We start from the raw sequence: 17,270 nt of genomic DNA, 5'->3' as shown, positions 1-17,270 counted from the left end.
CCTGCGCCTTCTGCGGAGCGGGTGGCTCCGGAGCGCCCAGGTCGCTGTGGGGGACGAGGTGGGGCAGGTGCGGAGTCGTACGGTCGTGCCGGCGGGTGAGCACGCGTCCCTGGGCGGAACATGAGGGCGCGACGAGGGCACGGGGGTCCGCGACTGGGGCTCACGAGCCTCACGATCGCGGCGAGCACCGTGCTCGCCCTGTTGATAGGTGTCGCGTTCGCCGTCCTGCTGTGGGCGATCGCCGACGCGAACAGCTCCACATCGGCGAGACGCGCCTCCCGGACGGCCCTCGTCGAAGCCGGCAACCTGGAACAACTGGTCCTCGACCTTGAGACGGGGCAGCGAGGCTTCGTGATCACCAGGCGCGAGGAGTTCCTCCAGCCGTGGCAGGCGGCGCGGAAGGAGTCGCCTGCGCAGGCGCGGAGGTTCACCGAGACCGCCACCTCTCCCGAACAGCGGCGCATCGCCGAACAGATCACGCGGGGCGTCGACTCGCTGGTGAACGACTACTCGGTTCCGCTGGTGGAGGCGGTGCGGCGAGGTGATCCCGCCGCGTCCGATCTGACGGCGACGGCCGAGGGGAAGCGGCGCGTCGATGCCCTGCGAGCGCAGTTCGACCAGTACACGGCGAACGAACGGGGCCAGCTCGCGGCGCGCGAGGACACCGCGGGGGCCAACGGGCGGCGGGCGGTGATCGCGGCAGGTGTGGGGCTGGCGGCATCGACCGCGCTCGTGGCTGCTTTCACGGTGCTCCAGCACCGCGCCGTGGTGCGGCCCGTCCGTGGGGCGGCGGCTGCGGCGGCGCGGCTCGCCGGCGGTGACCTCGGAGTGCGGATCGCCCCCAGCAAGGTGGCGGAGATCGGTGCGCTGGGCGCGTCCTTCAACACCATGGCGGCCTCATTGCAGGGCAGCCGCAGGCGCATCATGGAAAGCGTCGAGGCGGTACACCGGCGCACGGCTCGGGACCTGCACGACGGGGCGCAGCAACGACTCGTCAGCCTGATGATCGGGCTCCGGCTCGCGCGGGAACTGGTGCCCGACACGGAACCGTCCGCCACCAAGCTGCTGGACCAGTCGATCGCCGACGCGCAGACGGCGATCGACGAGCTGAGGGAGCTCGCGTCGGGGATCTACCCGCTCGTGCTGACGGTGAAGGGGCTGGTGGCGGCGGTGCGGGACCTGGCGTCCCGCTGTCTGGTCCCCGCCGTCGTCGAGAGCGACTTCGACCGGAGGATTCCCGCTGCCGTTGAATCGAACGCCTATTTCGTCGTGGCGGAGGCCGTGACGAACGCCGTCAAACACGCCCAGGCGTCCCGGATCGACATCTCCCTGGAACTCGGGGAGGTCCTGCAGATCCGGGTCGTCGACAACGGTGTCGGTGGTGTGGGCGCCGCCCCGGCCGGCAGTGGCCTGACCGGGCTGGCGGACCGGGTGGCCGCCTTCGACGGCACGTTGACCATCGAGTCGCCCCCGGGCGGCGGGACGACGATCCTGGCGCGGATCCCGATACCGGCCTGAGGCCGCCCGGGACAACCGTGGGGTTGGCCCCATGGCCTGCACGTTGTCCCGTCGGAGATGCTGATGCCGTGTCAGTCAACGTGGTGGTCGTCGACGACGACCCCGGATTCCGCCGCATCGCCGGAGCACTGCTGACCGCGCGAGGGCTGCGGGTCGTCGCCGAGTCGCCGGACGGGGCATCGGCGATCGCGGCGGTCCGGGAGCACCGCCCCGACGGTGTGCTGCTCGATCTTCACCTTCCGGACGATGACGGCCTGTCCGTCGCCCGGGCACTCAGCCGAGAGGGGCGACCGCTGAGGATCGTGCTGACCTCCACCGACGCTTCGACGTGGTCGGACGAGGAACTCGCCAGTGCCGGAATCCTGCGCTTCGTGGCCAAGGACCGGCTGTTCGACACCGACCTGAACGCTCTTTTCTCGCCTACCGCTTGAGGTAGTGCAGCACGGCGAGAACGCGGCGGTGCTGTGAGGATTCGGCCTGCTGCAAGCCCAGCTTGAGGAAGATTCCGGTCACGTGGCGCTCCACCGCCGGAACCGTCACCACGAGCTTCTCGGCGATGCCGGAGTTGGAATGCCCCTCGGCCATCAGCGCCAGGACCTCCCGCTCCCGGGGGGTCAACCCGTCCAGCGGGTCCGCTGTGCGCCGGCGGCTGACGAGCGTGGCGATGACGTCCGGGTCGAGCGCCGAACCGCCGGCGACGACCCGCTGCACCGCGTCCATGAGAACCTGTGGGCTGGCGACCTTCTCCTTGAGCAGGTAACCGACTCCGCTCGGATCGTCTCCGACGAGATCGAGGGCGAAGGAGGCGTCCAGGAACTGCGACAGCACGATCACCGGCGTGCCCGGCCGCTCCGCCCGGACCCGGCGCGCCGCCTGAAGCCCGTCGTCGGAGAAGTTCGGCGGCATCCGGATGTCGGCGATCAGCACGTCCGGCTTGTGCTCCGCGGCCGCCCTGACCAGTTCCACGGCGTCGGAGACGGACGCGACGACCTCGACGCCGGACCGCTCCAGCATGGCCGTGATGCCCTCACGGACGATCGGCTGGTCTTCTCCGAGCACTGCGCGCAGGGGCCCACTCATGGAGGCATCCTAATCGGCGGCTCCGGTCCGGCCGGATCGTGCGGGGATGCCGTTCCCCCGGGCCCAGCGTGGGGTTTTCCCGAGGGACGGTCTCGGGGCGGCCGCCACAGGGTTTGAAGGCGGCTCGACAGCCGTCCGGGTGGCCCGTGACCAGACTGGAAGACATCCAGGGCGGCTTTCCCGCAGAGCCCCCGTTCAGCCCTCGCCCCTTAGTGGAGGAGCATCATGTCCGAGACGTTCTCGCCGGTCACGCCCGTGCTGGAAGCGGCCGCGGCGGCGTTCGCCAAGGCCACGGCGAAGCCGCCGTTCCTGTACCAGATGCCCCCGACCGAGGGCCGCAAGGCGGTGGACGAGGTCCAGTCGGGGGAGATCACGAAGCCCGCCGTGGACGAGGAGTGGATCACGGTGCAGGGCGGGCCGACGGGCGGCGTCCGCGCTCGCATCGTCAAGCCCACCGGGTCCGTCGGCGCCCTCCCGGTCGTGCTCTACATCCACGGCGCGGGCTGGGTGTTCGGGAACGCCCACACGCACGACCGGCTCGTCCGCGAACTCGCCGTGGGCACCGGCGCCGCCGTCGTCTTCCCCGAATACGACCTGTCGCCCGAGGCGCGCTACCCGGTCGCCATCGAGCAGAACTACACGGTGGCCAGATGGGTCGTCACCGACGGCGCCGGCAAGGGCCTGGACGCCTCCAGAATGGCCGTCGCGGGCGACTCGGTCGGCGGCAACATGACGGCCGCGATGACCCTCATGGCGAAGGAGCGCGGCGACGTCCCGCTGAAGTTCCAGCTCCTGTTCTACCCGGTCACCGACGCGAACTTCGACACCGGCTCCTACCACCGGTTCGCCGAGGGATACTTCCTGACCCGCGAGGCCATGAGGTGGTTCTGGGACCAGTACACGACCGACGAGAAGGAGCGCGCCGAGATAACGGCCTCGCCGCTGCGCGCCACCACCGAAGAACTCACCGGCCTTCCGCCGGCGCTCGTCATCACCGGCGAAGCGGACGTCCTGCGTGACGAGGGCGAGGCGTACGCCAACAAGCTGCGCCAGGCCGGCGTGCCCGTGACCGCCGTCCGCTACCAGGGCATCATCCACGACTTCGTCATGCTGAACGCCCTGCGCGAGACCCACGCCGCCGACGCGGCCATCCACCAGGCCATCGCCGCTCTGCGTACGGCCCTGGCCGTCCGACCGTGACGCCACGCCGCCCCACACCCAACCCCGCCCGACTCACCCCGCCGGGTCCGACGAGCACCACACCGAAGGATGGATCACCATGACGGACACCACGGCCCGCGTCGCCCTGGTCACCGGCGGCTCCGGCGGCATCGGCGGCGCGGTCGTCAAGCGTCTCGCCGGGGACGGCATCGCCGTCGGCGTGCATTACGCCGGCAACAAGGCCCGCGCCGACGAGACGGTCGCCGCGGTCACCGCGGCCGGCGGCAGGGCGATCGCGGTCGGCGGTGACGTCGCCGACGAGCACGCCATGGCGGAGGCGTTCGACGCCGTGGAGCGGGAGTTCGGCGGCATCGACGTCGTCGTCAACACGGCGGGCATCATGCTGCTGTCGCCGATCGCCACGCTGGATCTGGACGACCTGGACCGGATGCACCGCACCAACATCCGCGGCACCTTCGTGATCTCCCAGCAGGCGGCCAGGCGGGTGCGCGCCGGTGGCGCGATCGTCAACTTCTCCACCTCGGTCACCCGTCTGCAGTTCCCGACCTACGGCGCCTACGCGGCGAGCAAGGCCGCCGTCGAGGGCATCACCCTGGTGCTGGCCCGCGAACTGCGCGGTAAGGACATCACCGTCAACGCGGTCGCCCCCGGCCCCACCGCCACTCCCCTGTTCCTCCAGGACAAGGACCAGACCGCGATCGACGACCTCGCCAAGGTCGCCCCGCTCGAACGTCTGGGCACGCCGGAGGACATCGCCGAGGCGGTCGCGTTCCTCGCCGGCCCCGCCCGCTGGATCAACGGCCAGGTCCTGTACGCCAACGGCGGCGCGGCCTGAAGCCCCCTGTCCCTCCCGCACCCCATCCCGAAGGAGAAACGACTGTGAGCGACATCGTCGTGATCACCGGTGCGTCCAGCGGCTTCGGCGCCCTGACCGCCCGCGCCCTCGCCGACACCGGCAACACCGTCTACGCCGGCATGCGGCAGACTGCGAGCCGTAACGCCCCGCAGGCCGAGGCCGCCGCCGGCTACGGCGCCCGGCACGGCGTCGATCTGCGTGCCATCGAGCTCGACGTCACCTCCCAGGAGTCCGTCGACGCCGCGATCACGCACGTCATCGCCGAACACGGCCGCATCGACGTCCTGATCCACAACGCCGGGCACATGGTCACCGGCCCCGCGGAAGCCTTCACCCCGGAGCAGCTCGCCGAGCTGTACGACGTGAACGTGCTCTCCACACAGCGCGTCAACCGTGCCGCTCTGCCGCACATGCGCGCGGCGGGCAAGGGCCTGGTGATCTGGGTGTCCAGCTCCAGCGTCAAGGGGGGAACGCCGCCGTACCTGGCGCCCTACTTCGCCGCCAAGGCCGGCATGGACTCCCTCGCCGTGAGCTATGCCGCCGAGCTCGCCCGCTGGGGTGTGGAAACGTCGATCGTGGTTCCGGGCTCGTTCACCAGCGGCACCAACCACTTCGCGCACTCCGGCCACCCGGCCGACGCCGCGATCGAGGCGGAGTACGAGACGAAGTACCCCGGCCTCATGGACCAGGTCGCCCGGAAGCTCGCGGCACTGGCACCCGAGGGCGCGGACGCGTCCCTCGTCTCCGGCGAGATCGCCCGGATCGTCGCGCTCCCCGCCGGGCAGCGCCCGTACCGCGTGCACATCGACCCCGCCGACGACGGCTCCGAAGAGGTCTCGAACGTCGCCGACCGCGTCCGCCGCGAGTTCCTCACCCGCGTCGGCCTTGAGGACTTGCTCGTCGCACGACGGTGAGCGCTTGACGCGAGGCCGCGATCACGCGCATTATGAGCGTGCGTTCATGAACGGACGTTCATATGGCTGCGGGAGGATGGATGATCGTCAACAGCGCGCAGGCGGCGGCGTGGAACGGCTATGAGGGTGAGCACTGGGCGGCGAACCGCGACCGCTACGACGCGGTGAACAGCGGCTTCAACGACGCCCTGCTGAACGCGGCGGCCATCGGCGAGCGCGACCATGTGCTCGACGTCGGCTGCGGCAACGGGCAGGTGACCCGGCTGGCCGCACGCCGCGCACCCCTGGGGCACGCCACCGGTCTCGACCTGTCGGAGCCGATGCTGCGCACGGCGCGGCTCTCCGCGATGCGGGAGGAGGTCGGCAACGTGACCTTCGAGCGCGGCGACGCCCAGGTGCACCCGTTCCCGGACGCGGCCTTCGATGCGGCGATCAGCCGGTTCGGGGTGATGTTCTTCGCCGACCCCGTCGCCGCGTTCGCCAACGTCCGCCGGGCGCTCCGGCCCGGAGGACGGCTCGCGTTCCTGTCCATGCAGCGGCTCCAGGGCAGCGATCTCGGGGAGGTCTTCGCAGCCATCGCCGAGCACGCCCCCGCCCTGCGGCCCGGCTCGGAGGACGCGGGGCCGCTGTCGCTGGCCGATCCCGAACGCGTCCGCGGCGTGCTCGGCGGCGCCGGGTTCCGCGACGTCGAGTGCACGCACACGGAGGCGCCGCAGATCTGGGGCAGGGACGCGGCCGACGCCGCGGAGTTCCTCGGCGGCTGGGGGCCGGTGCGCCACCACCTCGGACAGGTGGACGACGCCACCGCGGCGAAGGCGCTCGACGCGCTGGAAGCGGCGCTCCGGCGCTTCGAGGAGCCCGGCGCGGTGCGGCTGACGGGCACGGCCTGGCTGGTGACGGCCGTCGCATGACCGGGCGGATCGTGATCCTCGGCGGGTACGGCGCGGTGGGCCGTGAGGCGGCCGGCGCGTTGTCACGGTGGTATCCGGGCGAGATCGTCGTCGCGGGCCGTGATCCGGGCAAGGCCCGGCCGGTGACCGGCGCCGTCCCGCTCCGTCTCGACGTCCGTGACCAGGCCGCCGTCGAACGGGCCGTGACCGGGGCTCACGCCGTGCTCATGTGCGCCGAGCGGGACAACGCGCGGGTCGCCCGCTCCTGCCTGGACCGGGGCGTGCACTACCTCGACGTGTCGGCGTCCCACCGGCTGCTCGCGCGGATCGAGCGCCTAAACGGCCATGCCCGCAGCCGGTCGGTGACGGCCCTGCTCAGCGTGCACCTCGCCCCGGGCGTCACCAACCTGCTGGCCCGCCACTGCGTCACCGCGCCGGGAGACGCCGAGGAGGTCCGGATCGGCGTGCTTCTCGGCGGCGGGGAGCGGCATGGACCGGCGGCGATCCGATGGACGCTGGACGGGCTCGGCGAGCCGGGAACGTCGTGGCGGATGCGCTTCCCGGAGCCGTACGGGGTGCGGGCGGTCCACGCGTTCCCGTTCTCCGACCAGCACACACTGCCGGCGAGCCTGGGCGTCACGAAGGTCACCACCGGCCTGTGCCTGGACTCCGAGGTCCTGACCCGCCTGCTCGCGGCGGCCCCACGCCTCGGCGTCACCCGTTTGGCGGCACGGCCACGCGTACGCGCCGCCCTGGTCGCCGCGCTGGGCAGGGTCCGCGTCGGCGGCGACGGTTTCGCGGTGACGGTTTCGGCGGGGACAGGCTCAGCGGGGACGGTTACGGCGTCGTTCTCCGGACGGCGGCAGAGCCGGGCGACCGGGCTCGTGGCCGCGCTGCTCGTCCGCCGGCTGGGGTCGCTGCCGGCGGGCGTGCACCACATCGAGGAAGTGGTCGAGCCGGCGGAGTTCCTGGGCGAGCTCGCGGCCGAGGGCTTCGACGTCGTCCTCGGCGCGCCTCACTATGATGCGGGGTGATGTCACCCAGGAAAGCGGCCGTGCTGCGGGGCGGCGAGCAGAGCCTGCGCGAGCACCTGATCGCCACCGCCGAACGGCTGATGGCCGAGCGCGGGGCCTCCGGGCTGACCGTGCGCGTGATCGCACGCGAGGCCAGGGTCGCCGACGGCGTCCTCTACAACCACTTCGCCGACAAGGAGGAGTTGCTCGCGTGCGCGCTGCGCGCCCGCGTCAACGCCGTGGAGCGCGGGCTGGGCGACCTCCCCGAGCCGGGCGCCGGCACCATCGAGGCCGGCCTGCGCGCCTGGATCGCGTACGGCATGGCCATGCACGCGGGCATCCTGCCGGTGATCGCGGGGCTGATCGGGCAGCCCGAGGTGCTGGCCCGGTTCGCCGAGCAGCCGGCGTCCGCCGCCGACTGGCGCGACCGCCTGCTCGCCTACCTCACCGCCGAGCGGGACCTCGGCCGTCTCGCCCCCGACGCGCGAGTCGAGGCGGCGGCACGGATGATCGTGGGCGTCTGTCACGAGTCGGTGATGTCCACGATGGTCTTCGGACCCGCGGCCCCCGTCCGGCGGCCCACCGACGACGAGCTGGACGACCTGGTCGCCGCCGTGCTCCACGGCCTGGGGGCGTAGCTCCCTGCCGCCTGCGGCCCGGGGCGGAGGGCCGGGCCGCACGGCGTTGGTCAGGGGACGACGACGCCGGCGCCTGCGCGCACCAGGCCGGGGACGTCGCCCCGGCCCGGCGCCGGTCACGCCCGGGGACGGCGTTCTCCCAGTTGAAGCCGCGAACCGCGCCGTGCCCGGTGTGGCCGGGAAATCGCGTACGCCGCCGTTTCGGCCCGCCCTTCCCCCCACGCGCGGCACGCGCCTTTTCCCATGACCCCCCGCCGTGTCCTGTGGAGTGTCCGCTCCGGGCCGCCGGGGCCGGACGACGGGACCTACGGCATGCCCCTGAACCGGGCCGCGTGCTCCGTGACCCACTCGCGGAAGGTGCGGGGCGGGCGTCCGGTCAGTTCGAGCACCGTCGGCGCCACCGTGTACGCCGCCGGGGGCGGGTCGCCCTGCCACTTGGCGAGCAGGTCGATCAGCTCCTCGCCGTAGCCCGCGCGCCGCCAGCGCTCGCGCGCCTGCTCCTCGGTCAGCTCGACGAAGCGCAGCTCCCGGCCGATCACCTCGCCGATCACGGCCAGGCGCTGCCGGGGCGTCAGCGCCTCCGGCCCGGTGATCGGGTACGCCCGGCCGCCGTGGCCGCCGCGGGTCAGCACGGCCGCCGCCACCGCCCCCACGTCGGCCTCGTCCACGACGGCCCCCGGCACGTCCCCGAACGGCTCGCGCACCTCCCCCGTGGCCCGTATCCGCTCCGCCCAGCCCAGCGCGTTCGCCATGAAGTCCACCGGCTGCAGCCGGGTCCACTCCAGCTCGCCGCCGGCCTCCTCGAAGGCCCGCTCCACCGGCCCGTCCTGCCCGTTCCACAGCAGCGTCACCCGCCGCACCCCGGCCTTCACCGCCAGCTCGGCGATCTCGGGCCCGGTCTCCAGGGTGGCGTAGTCGTCCCCGGCCGTGGTCAGCAGGTGCAGGCCCACGACCCCTTCCAGCGCCGGCTCCAGCGTGCTCGGGTCGGTCAGATCGCCGCGTACCGGCTCCACGCCCTCCGGCAGCCGCCCCCGCGCCGGGTCCCTGGTGAGCCCGCGGACGCGCGCCCCCGTACGTACGAGGTGCGCCGCCACGTGCCACCCGGCCTGCCCGGTCGCCCCGGTCACGAGATAGGACATCGCCGTCTCACCTCCTCGCCCGCCGCGCGGACCTCCCGCACGACCGATGGCGATGCTAGGCGGGGCCGCCCGCCCGCCGCATCGGCCCGAAGACCGGCACCGGACCCGACCATGGGCCTAGGGCATGGGGTGGATCGCGGCGAAGTCGTCCATGGCGCGGCGTAGTGAGTCGAGGTCCGTGCCTCGGTTGGACAGGACGATGCGGGTGACGCCGGCGGCCTCGGCCTGGTCGATGACCTTGCCGTCCACGTGGGGCATGGGCAGTGTCACGGTGACCTCGATGGCGCCGGGGTCGCGGCCGGCGCGTTCGGCCTCGGCGCGCATGAGGGTCACGGGACCGTCTGCGCCGTCCAGGCGGTCGAGCGGTACGCCGAGGGGGTGGAAGCCGTCGCCCATGCGGCCGGCGCGGCGGGCCGCCGCCTCGCTGTGGCCGCCGATGTGGATGGCCGGGCCGCCCGGCCGCACCGGGCGGGGGTGGCTGCGCAGCCCGCTGAAGCGGAAGAAGCGGCCCTCGAACGAGGCGGGGTCCTCGGCCCAGATCGCCCGCAAGGCCATGATCGCCTCATCGGCGCGGCGGCCCCGGGACGCCGGATCGACGTTCAGCGCGGCCATCTCCTCGCGCATCCAGCCCACGCCGACGCCGAGCGTGACCCGTCCGCCGGAGAGCCGGTCCAGTGTGGCGACCCGCTTGGCCAGGTGCACCGGATGGTGCAGCGGCAGCACGATCACCGAGGTGTGCAGCCGCAGGTCGCCGGTCTGCCCCGCCAGGTACGCCAGCGTCTCCAGCACGTCGGGGAACGGCGTGTCGTCGGGCAGCCCCATGTGGCCGTCGCCGGTGTAGTGATGGTCCCGCGTGTACCCGGCGACGACGGCGAGGTGCTCGGCCAGGTAGATGGACTCGAACCCGACGTCGTCGGCGTGCCGCGCGAACGCGGCCATCCAGGCGGGGTCGGCCACGACCCCGGTGTCGTACGGCGGCGCGATTCCGAAGCGCATACCGGTGCTCCTCCCACCCCTCCCCCGAGCACAGGACCGCGCCCCGCCACCACCCCCCGGACGGCGGCGCGGTGATCTCCTCCCTATCGATCGAGTATCACCCCGCCCCCACCGGAAGGCCAGTGTGTCCGCCTCCTCTGAGTGGCCGGGCGGTCAGGGGCCGCTCACAGGTCGGCGAGGCCAAGCTGGCGGGCGATGAGCATGCGCTGCACCTCGCTGGTGCCCTCGCCGATCTCCAGGATCTTGGCGTCGCGGTAGAAGCGGCCGACCGGGTACTCGTTCATGAAGCCGTAGCCGCCGAAGACCTGGGTGGCGTCCCTGGCGTTGTCCATCGCGGCGTTGCTGGAGACCAGCTTGGCGATGGCCGCCTCCTTCTTGAACGGCTCGCCCGCGAGCATCTTCTCCGCGGCGTGGTAGTAGGCCAGGCGGGCGGTGTGGGCGCGGACCTCCATGTCGGCGATCTTGAACTGGATGGCCTGGTAGTGGCCGATGGGGTGGCCGAAGGCGCGGCGCTCGCGCACGTACTTCAGGCACTCGTCCACGCAGCCCTGGGCCAGGCCGACCGACAGGGCGGCGATGGCGACCCGGCCCTCGTCGAGCGTCTGCAGGAACTGGGCGTAGCCCCGGCCGCGCTCGCCGAGCAGGTTGGCCTCGGGCACCCGGCAGTCGGAGAAGGACAGCTCGCGGGTGTCGGAGGCGGACCAGCCGACCTTGGAGTACTTCTTGGACACGGTGAAGCCGGGGGTGCCCGACGGCACCAGGATCGTGGAGATCTCCGGCTTGCCCGACTCGGTGCGCCCGGTGATCGCCGCCACGCCGACGACGCCGGTGATGTCGGTGCCCGAGTTGGTGATGAACGCCTTGGTGCCGTTGATGACCCACTCGCCGCCGTCGAGGGTGGCGGTGGTGCGCATACCGCCCGGCACGTCGGAGCCGCCGCCGGGCTCGGTCAGGCCGAACGCGCCCAGCATCCGGCCCGACGCCAGCTCGGGCAGCCACTTCTCGCGCTGCTCGGGGGTGCCGAACCGGTAGATCGGCATCGCCCCCAGCGACACCGCCGCCTCCAGCGTGATCGACACGCTGGAGTCGACCCGGGCCAGCTCCTCCAGCGCCAGGCACAGCGCGAAGTAGTCGCCCCCCATGCCGCCGTACTCCTCGGGGATCGGCAGCCCGAACAGCCCCATCTCCCCCATCTGCCGCACGATCGCGTAGGGGAACTCGCCCCGCTCGTACAGGTCGCCGATCACCGGCGCGACCACCTCGCGGGCGAACTCCTCCACGGTCTTGCGCAGTGCCTCGTACTCGTCGCTGAGCCGGTGCATCGTTACCTCCACCTTCTCACGCCTTCTCACGCCAATGCCTGTACGACCCGGGACGGGCTGGGGCGGCCGAGCCGTTCGGCCAGCCACAGGCTGGTCCGGGCGAGCGAGCCGAGGTCCACGCCGGTCTCGATGCCCAGCCCGTGCAGCATCCAGACCAGGTCCTCCGTGGCGAGGTTGCCGGTGGCCGACTCGGCGTACGGGCAGCCGCCGATGCCGCCCGCCGAGGCGTCCACGACCGTGACGCCGCACCTGAGCGCGGCCAGCGTGTTGGCCAGCGCCTGGCCGTAGGTGTCGTGGAAGTGCACCGCCAGCCGCTCGGCCTCCACGCCGCGCTCCTCGAACGCGGCGATCAGCGCGGCGACGTGGCCGGGCGTGCCCACGCCGATGGTGTCGCCGAGCGAGAGCTCGTAGCAGCCCAGCTCCAGCAGCTCCCGGCCCACGGCGACCACCTGCTCGATCGGCGTCGGCCCCTCCCACGGGTCGCCGAAGCACATCGACAGGTACGCGCGCACGCGCATCCCCGCCTTCAGCGCCCGCTCCACGACCGGGGCGAACATCTCGATCGAGCCGGCGATGCTCCGGTTCAGGTTGCGCTGGGCGAAGGTCTCGGTCGCGCTGCCGAAGATCGCGATCTCGGTGACGCCGCGGTCGAGCGCGCGGTCCAGGCCGCGCTCGTTGGGCACCAGCACCGGGTAGCGCACGCCGGGCACCGGCTTCATCCGGGCCAGCAGCTCATCGGCGTCCGCGAGCTGGGGCACCCACTTGGGGTGGACGAAGCTGGTGGCCTCGATCGTGGTCAGCCCGGCCTCGGCCAGGCGGGCCAGGAACTCGACCTTCACGTCCAGCGGCACCACGGCCTTCTCGTTCTGCAGCCCGTCGCGCGGCCCCACCTCGTAGATCGTCACCCGTTCCGGCAGGCCGGGCAGGTGCACGGTGTACGGCCCGCGGGTCATCGCGCGCCGTCCTCGGCCGGGCGGACCACGGCGAGCACCGCGTCCATCTCCACGGGCCGGCCCGCGCGGGCGGGCAGCTCGGCCACCACCCCGGCCACCGGCGCGGTCACGGTGTGCTCCATCTTCATCGCCTCCACGATCAGCAGCGGCTGCCCCTCGGCGACGGTGTCGCCCTGGGCCACCTTCAGCAGCAGCACGGTGCCCGGCATCGGGCTGCGCACCACCCCGTCGCCCGCCGCCGCGGCGCCCGGCCGGTCGCCGGGGTCGCCGAGCAGGTGCCGGGTGACGCTCCACGCCGCGCCGTCGCGGCCCAGCCAGTACGTCTCGCCGTCGCGCACGGCCGCGTACCTGTGTACTGCCCCGCCCAGGGCGACCTGTACGCCGCCGTCGCCCCTGGTCAGGCGGGCGGGGACGGCGGGCGCGCCCGCCACCGCCACCTCGGCCCCCTTCGCGGGCAGGCCGCGCACGCGGACCTCGCACACCCGGCCCCGGCTCTCCAGCCGCCAGGTCGTCCAGGCGGGCCCGCCCACCCGCCACCCGTCGGGCACGTCCCACGGGCCGGACCCGGCGGCGGCGAGGTCGTCGTGGAAGGCGAGCGCGGCGGCGGCCAGCACCTCGTCCGGCGGCCCCGCCGCGGGGACGAGCCGGTCGAGGCGGCGCTCGACCAGCCCGGTGTCCAGCTCGCCGGCGCGCACCTCGGGCAGGGCCAGCAGCCCGCGCAGGAACGAGACGTTGGTGGTGACGCCCAGGACCGCGGTCTCGCTCAGCGCGCGGTCCAGCGCCCGCAGCGCGCCCTCGCGGTCCGGCGCCCAGGCGATCACCTTCGCCAGCATCGGGTCGTACGCGCTGCCGACCACGCCGCCCGCCTCGATCCCCGCGTCCACACGCACGGCCCCGCCCCCGCCCCCGCCTCCGGGCAGGGCGGCGGTCTCGGGGAAGCGCAGGGCGAGCAGCGGCCCGCCGGTGGGCAGGAAGTCGCGGGCCGGGTCCTCGGCGTAGATCCTGGCCTCGACCGCGTGCCCGTCCAGGCGCACCTCCTCCTGGGCGAACGGCAGCAGGCCGCCCGCCGCCACCAGGAGCTGCAGCTCCACCAGGTCCAGGCCGGTGATCATCTCGGTGACCGGGTGCTCGACCTGGAGCCGGGTGTTCATCTCCATGAAGTAGTGCTCGCGGGTCTCGCCGTGCACGATGAACTCCACCGTGCCGGCGCCGACGTACCCGACCGACCGGGCCGCCTCCACCGCCGCGGCGCCCATCTTGGCCCGCGTCTCCGGGTCGAGCAGCGGCGACGGCGCCTCCTCCACGATCTTCTGGTGGCGGCGCTGCAGGCTGCACTCGCGCTCGCCGAGATGGACGACGTTGCCGTACGCGTCGGCGAGCACCTGGATCTCGATGTGCCGGGGGTTGGTCACGAACCGCTCGACGAGCAGGGTGCCGTCGCCGAACGCGGCCAGCGCCGTGCGCCGGGCCGACTCGATCGCCGCGGCCAGCTCGTCCTCGGCGCGCACCAGCAGCATCCCCTTGCCGCCGCCGCCCGCCGACGGCTTGATCAGCGCCGGGAAGCCCACCCGGGCCGCCGTCTCGGCCAGATCGTCATCGGGCTCGGCCAGGCCGGGCACCACCGGGACGCCCGCCTTCGAGACCGTCGCCTTGGCCCGGATCTTGTCGCCCATGGCCTCGATGGCCGCGGGTGGCGGGCCGACGAAGACCACCCCCGCCTCGGCGCAGCGCCGGGCGAAGGCCGCGTTCTCGGCCAGGAACCCGTAGCCGGGGTGCACCGCCTGCGCGCCGGTGGCCCGGCAGGCGGCGATGACGGCGTCCATGTCGAGGTAGCCGGGCACGGCCACGGCGACGTCGGCCGCGCGCACGTGCGCGGCGCCCGCGTCGGCCTCGGTGTGCACCGCGACCGACCGGATGCCGAGGCGGCGCAGCGTACGGGCCACGCGGACCGCGATCTCGCCCCGGTTGGCGATCAGAACCGTGTCGAACATGCCTGCATGCACCATCCGCTCACATCCGGAACACGCCGTAGCCGACCGGCCCGAGCGGCGCGTTCGCCGCGGCCTCCAGCGCGAGGCCGAGCACCGTCCGCGTGTCGAGGGGGTCGATCACGCCGTCGTCCCACAGCCGGGCCGTGGAGTAGTAGGGGTTGCCCTGGCGCTCGTACTGTTCCCGGATCGGGGCCTTGAACGCCTCCGCCTCCTCCGGGGTCATGCCCGGACGCACCGTCGCCAGCACGTTGGCCGCCTGCTCCCCGCCCATCACCGAGATGCGGGCGTTGGGCCACATCCACAGGAAGCGCGGCGAGTAGGCGCGCCCGGCCATCGCGTAGTTGCCCGCGCCGAACGAGCCGCCGATCACCACGGTGAACTTCGGCACCCGCGCGCATGCCACGGCGGTGACCATCTTCGCGCCGTGCTTGGCGATGCCGCCCGCCTCGTACGCCTTGCCGACCATGAAGCCGCTGATGTTCTGCAGGAACACCAGCGGGATCCCGCGCCGGTCGCACAGCTCGATGAAGTGGGCGCCCTTCAGCGCGGACTCGCTGAACAGGATGCCGTTGTTGGCGATCACGCCGACCGGGTGGCCGTGGATGCGCGCGAAGCCGGTGACCAGCGTGTGGCCGTACTCGGCCTTGAACTCCAGCAGGCGGCTGCCATCGACGATGCGCGCGATGACCTCGTGCACGTCGTACGGGGTGCGGGTGTCGCCCGGCACGATGCCGTACAGCTCGCGCGGGTCGTACGCGGGCTCCTCGCTCGGGGCCCGCTCCCACGGCGCCGGGGCGCGCGGGGCGAGCGTGGCGACGATGTCGCGCACGATGGCCAGGGCGTGCGCGTCGTCCTCGGCGAGGTGGTCGGTCACCCCGCTCGTACGCGCGTGCAGCTCGCCGCCGCCCAGCTCCTCGGCGCTGACCTCCTCACCGGTCGCCGCCTTCACCAGGGGCGGGCCCCCCAGGAAGATCGTGCCCTGGTTGCGCACGATCACGGCCTCGTCGCTCATCGCCGGCACGTACGCGCCGCCGGCGGTGCACGAGCCCAGCACGGCGGCGATCTGCGGGATGCCCTGTGCCGACATGGTGGCCTGGTTGTAGAAGATCCGCCCGAAGTGCTCCCGGTCGGGGAACACCTCGTCCTGCTGCGGCAGGAAGGCGCCCCCGGAGTCCACCAGGTAGACGCACGGCAGTCGGTTGTGCAGCGCGACCTCCTGCGCCCGCAGGTGCTTCTTCACCGTCATCGGGTAGTACGTGCCGCCCTTGACGGTCGCGTCGTTGGCGACGACGACCACCTCGCGCCCGCTCACCCGCCCGACACCGGTGATGATCCCCGCTGCCGGGGCCTCGTCGCCGTACATGCCGGTGGCCGCCAGCGGCGACAGCTCCAGGAACCGGGAGCCCGGGTCGAGCAGCGCGTCCACCCGGTCACGAGGCAGCAGCTTGCCCCGCGCCACATGCCGCTCCCGCGCCCGCTCCGGCCCGCCCGCCGCCGCGGCCGCCAGCCGCTCCCGCAGCTCGGCCACCAGCCGCTCGTTGGCCTCGGCATTCCGCTTGAAGGTCTCACCCGCCGGATCGCACGCCGTGCGCAACACCGGCCCGCTGCCCATCACCCGCCGCGCCTCCTTCGTGAACTGCCTCGGATGTTAGTAACCATTAACGCCCCGCGTCTAGTATGCCTACCGTGACCGCACCTCAACCCATCCCCGCCAGGCCCCGCGGCAAGCGCCGCACCGAAATCCTCGACGCCGCCGCCACCCTGTTCGCCGCCCGCGGCTTCCACGGCGTGTCCATCGAGGAGATCGGCGCCGCGGTGGGGATCAGCGGCCCCGCCCTCTACCGCCACTTCACCGGCAAACAGGCCCTCCTCACCGAGATGCTCCTGGACATCAGCGAGCGCCTCCGCACCTCCGGCGCCGAACGCGTGACCGCCGCCACTACCCCGCAAGAGGCCCTGGACTCCCTGGTCACCGGCCACATCGACTTCTCCCTGACCCACCCCGCCCTGATCACGGTCCACGACCGCGAACTCGGCAACGTCCCCGAACCGTCCCGCCGCAGAATTCGCCGCCTCCAGCGCCTCTACGTCGAAGAGTGGGTCACCGTCCTCACCGAACTCCACCCGTCCTGCCCCACCACCCACCTCCGCGCCGCCACCCACGCCGTACTCGGCCTGCTCAACTCCACCCCCCACAGCGCCACCGAACTCCCCCCGCACACCATGGCCCCCCTCCTCCGCCACCAGGCCCACGCCGCCCTGGCCGCCGTTAATACTCACTAACAAACCTGCCGGCCGCCTCCCGACGCGAGGGGCACGGACCGGGACGGCCCGCCGGGCGCGGGGCTCGAAGGGCCACGCGGCACGAGGGTGCGATGACCGAGGCCGCACCCGGCCGGGATGAGACATCAGCCACGCGGGCAAAGGCATTGCAATGCCAACTATCTAGATATATCGTCACTGTATCTCGATAATTGAGGAGAAGGGGGTCATCGTGGAGTACGACGGCGAAGACGACGTCACGTGGGGCAGTAGCGCGTATTTCGGGCCCCTGGGGCCGGAAGGAGTGGCGGTTCCGCCGGGGGCCCGCGGTGGTTTCCATGGGCCGCACCAGGCGCATGGTCCGGAAGGGCCGCCCCTTCCGGACCCGCCCCACCTACCGCACCCACCCCACCCGCCCCATCCACCGCATGTACCGCACTCGGGGGCGCATGCGGCGCACCTGCCGCCGCACCCACCCCAGACACCGGGGGCGGCGGGGCACGGGCCGCACCCACC

16 protein-coding genes are annotated in these 17,270 nt (G+C 73.0%); 9 read left to right on the top strand and 7 right to left on the bottom strand.

Annotated elements, in window-relative coordinates:
- Window positions 1-189 precede the first annotated feature (189 nt).
- Complete coding sequence (locus HNP84_RS04455) at window positions 190-1,518, top strand: CHASE3 domain-containing protein (RefSeq protein WP_221335856.1); 1,329 nt, start codon at window positions 190-192, stop codon at window positions 1,516-1,518.
- A 68-nt stretch (window positions 1,519-1,586) separates the two neighbouring features.
- A complete protein-coding gene (locus tag HNP84_RS04450) occupies window positions 1,587-1,949 on the top strand; it encodes a response regulator (RefSeq protein ID WP_185048054.1) in 363 nt (120 codons plus the stop codon).
- Here the strand turns inward: HNP84_RS04450 and HNP84_RS04445 are convergent.
- On the bottom strand, window positions 1,939-2,598 hold the full coding sequence (locus HNP84_RS04445; protein WP_185048053.1) for a response regulator transcription factor: 660 nt from the start codon (window positions 2,596-2,598) through the stop codon (window positions 1,939-1,941). The two genes, HNP84_RS04450 and HNP84_RS04445, sit on opposite strands and share 11 nt — an antisense overlap.
- 225 nt (window positions 2,599-2,823) lie before the next feature.
- Between HNP84_RS04445 and HNP84_RS04440 the strand changes: the two genes are divergently transcribed.
- From HNP84_RS04440 to HNP84_RS04415, 6 genes are all read left to right on the top strand, one after another.
- Window positions 2,824-3,798, top strand: a complete 975-nt coding sequence (locus HNP84_RS04440) for an alpha/beta hydrolase (RefSeq protein ID WP_185048052.1) — start codon at window positions 2,824-2,826, stop codon at window positions 3,796-3,798.
- A gap of 79 nt (window positions 3,799-3,877) precedes the next feature.
- Window positions 3,878-4,615 (top strand): SDR family oxidoreductase, encoded by a 738-nt coding sequence (locus HNP84_RS04435; protein WP_185048051.1) that lies wholly within the window; start codon window positions 3,878-3,880, stop codon window positions 4,613-4,615.
- Window positions 4,616-4,659: 44 nt separating this feature from the next.
- The gene (locus tag HNP84_RS04430; RefSeq protein ID WP_185048050.1) at window positions 4,660-5,550 is read left to right on the top strand and encodes an SDR family oxidoreductase; all 891 of its coding nucleotides are present in this window, start codon (window positions 4,660-4,662) and stop codon (window positions 5,548-5,550) included.
- Window positions 5,551-5,630: 80 nt separating this feature from the next.
- Window positions 5,631-6,461, top strand: a complete 831-nt coding sequence (locus tag HNP84_RS04425) for a class I SAM-dependent methyltransferase (protein ID WP_185048049.1) — start codon at window positions 5,631-5,633, stop codon at window positions 6,459-6,461.
- Window positions 6,458-7,474, top strand: coding sequence for a saccharopine dehydrogenase family protein (locus HNP84_RS04420; protein WP_185048048.1), 1,017 nt, complete (start codon window positions 6,458-6,460; stop codon window positions 7,472-7,474). The genes HNP84_RS04425 and HNP84_RS04420 overlap by 4 nt, the downstream gene beginning before the upstream one ends.
- Window positions 7,474-8,091, top strand: a complete 618-nt coding sequence (locus tag HNP84_RS04415; protein WP_185048047.1) for a TetR/AcrR family transcriptional regulator — start codon at window positions 7,474-7,476, stop codon at window positions 8,089-8,091. The genes HNP84_RS04420 and HNP84_RS04415 overlap by 1 nt, the downstream gene beginning before the upstream one ends.
- A 305-nt stretch (window positions 8,092-8,396) precedes the next feature.
- Here the strand turns inward: HNP84_RS04415 and HNP84_RS04410 are convergent, their stop codons facing one another.
- The 6 genes from HNP84_RS04410 to HNP84_RS04385 form a co-directional block, all read right to left on the bottom strand.
- Window positions 8,397-9,230: an NmrA family NAD(P)-binding protein gene (locus HNP84_RS04410; protein ID WP_185048046.1), complete on the bottom strand. Its 834-nt coding sequence runs from the start codon at window positions 9,228-9,230 to the stop codon at window positions 8,397-8,399.
- A gap of 117 nt (window positions 9,231-9,347) precedes the next feature.
- Window positions 9,348-10,226 (bottom strand): LLM class F420-dependent oxidoreductase, encoded by an 879-nt coding sequence (locus HNP84_RS04405; RefSeq protein WP_185048045.1) that lies wholly within the window; start codon window positions 10,224-10,226, stop codon window positions 9,348-9,350.
- Between the two features lie 164 nt (window positions 10,227-10,390).
- Window positions 10,391-11,548 (bottom strand): acyl-CoA dehydrogenase family protein, encoded by a 1,158-nt coding sequence (locus tag HNP84_RS04400; RefSeq protein WP_185048044.1) that lies wholly within the window; start codon window positions 11,546-11,548, stop codon window positions 10,391-10,393.
- Between the two features lie 26 nt (window positions 11,549-11,574).
- A complete protein-coding gene (locus HNP84_RS04395; RefSeq protein WP_185048043.1) occupies window positions 11,575-12,501 on the bottom strand; it encodes a hydroxymethylglutaryl-CoA lyase in 927 nt (308 codons plus the stop codon).
- A complete protein-coding gene (locus HNP84_RS04390; RefSeq protein ID WP_185048042.1) occupies window positions 12,498-14,492 on the bottom strand; it encodes an acetyl/propionyl/methylcrotonyl-CoA carboxylase subunit alpha in 1,995 nt (664 codons plus the stop codon). The genes HNP84_RS04395 and HNP84_RS04390 overlap by 4 nt, the downstream gene beginning before the upstream one ends.
- 19 nt (window positions 14,493-14,511) lie before the next feature.
- The gene (locus HNP84_RS04385; RefSeq protein WP_425586089.1) at window positions 14,512-16,089 is read right to left on the bottom strand and encodes a carboxyl transferase domain-containing protein; all 1,578 of its coding nucleotides are present in this window, start codon (window positions 16,087-16,089) and stop codon (window positions 14,512-14,514) included.
- 80 nt (window positions 16,090-16,169) lie between these two features.
- On the opposite strand from HNP84_RS04385, the gene HNP84_RS04380 reads away from it, so the two are divergent.
- Window positions 16,170-16,775: an SACE_7040 family transcriptional regulator gene (locus tag HNP84_RS04380; protein WP_185048040.1), complete on the top strand. Its 606-nt coding sequence runs from the start codon at window positions 16,170-16,172 to the stop codon at window positions 16,773-16,775.
- Window positions 16,776-17,270: the final 495 nt, after the last annotated feature.

Origin of the sequence: Thermocatellispora tengchongensis, from assembly GCF_014202315.1 — a bacterium.
GTDB classification, from domain to species: Bacteria; Actinomycetota; Actinomycetes; order Streptosporangiales; family Streptosporangiaceae; genus Thermocatellispora; species Thermocatellispora tengchongensis.
Note: the sequence above shows the minus strand (reverse complement) of the source record. Positions and strands in the feature narration are given on the sequence as shown.

What these genes read in the sequence shown, in the direction of transcription:
- HNP84_RS04390 (WP_185048042.1), bottom strand. Translation starts at nt 14,492, where the DNA reads ATGTTCGACACGGTTCTGATCGCCAACCGGGGCGAGATCGCGGTCCGC.
- HNP84_RS04425 (WP_185048049.1), top strand. Translation starts at nt 5,631, where the DNA reads ATGATCGTCAACAGCGCGCAGGCGGCGGCGTGGAACGGCTATGAGGGT.
- HNP84_RS04410 (WP_185048046.1), bottom strand. Translation starts at nt 9,230, where the DNA reads ATGTCCTATCTCGTGACCGGGGCGACCGGGCAGGCCGGGTGGCACGTG.
- HNP84_RS04440 (WP_185048052.1), top strand. Translation starts at nt 2,824, where the DNA reads ATGTCCGAGACGTTCTCGCCGGTCACGCCCGTGCTGGAAGCGGCCGCG.
- HNP84_RS04415 (WP_185048047.1), top strand. Translation starts at nt 7,474, where the DNA reads ATGTCACCCAGGAAAGCGGCCGTGCTGCGGGGCGGCGAGCAGAGCCTG.
- HNP84_RS04420 (WP_185048048.1), top strand. Translation starts at nt 6,458, where the DNA reads ATGACCGGGCGGATCGTGATCCTCGGCGGGTACGGCGCGGTGGGCCGT.
- HNP84_RS04405 (WP_185048045.1), bottom strand. Translation starts at nt 10,226, where the DNA reads ATGCGCTTCGGAATCGCGCCGCCGTACGACACCGGGGTCGTGGCCGAC.
- HNP84_RS04435 (WP_185048051.1), top strand. Translation starts at nt 3,878, where the DNA reads ATGACGGACACCACGGCCCGCGTCGCCCTGGTCACCGGCGGCTCCGGC.
- HNP84_RS04380 (WP_185048040.1), top strand. Translation starts at nt 16,170, where the DNA reads ATGCCTACCGTGACCGCACCTCAACCCATCCCCGCCAGGCCCCGCGGC.
- HNP84_RS04445 (WP_185048053.1), bottom strand. Translation starts at nt 2,598, where the DNA reads ATGAGTGGGCCCCTGCGCGCAGTGCTCGGAGAAGACCAGCCGATCGTC.
- HNP84_RS04400 (WP_185048044.1), bottom strand. Translation starts at nt 11,548, where the DNA reads ATGCACCGGCTCAGCGACGAGTACGAGGCACTGCGCAAGACCGTGGAG.
- HNP84_RS04395 (WP_185048043.1), bottom strand. Translation starts at nt 12,501, where the DNA reads ATGACCCGCGGGCCGTACACCGTGCACCTGCCCGGCCTGCCGGAACGG.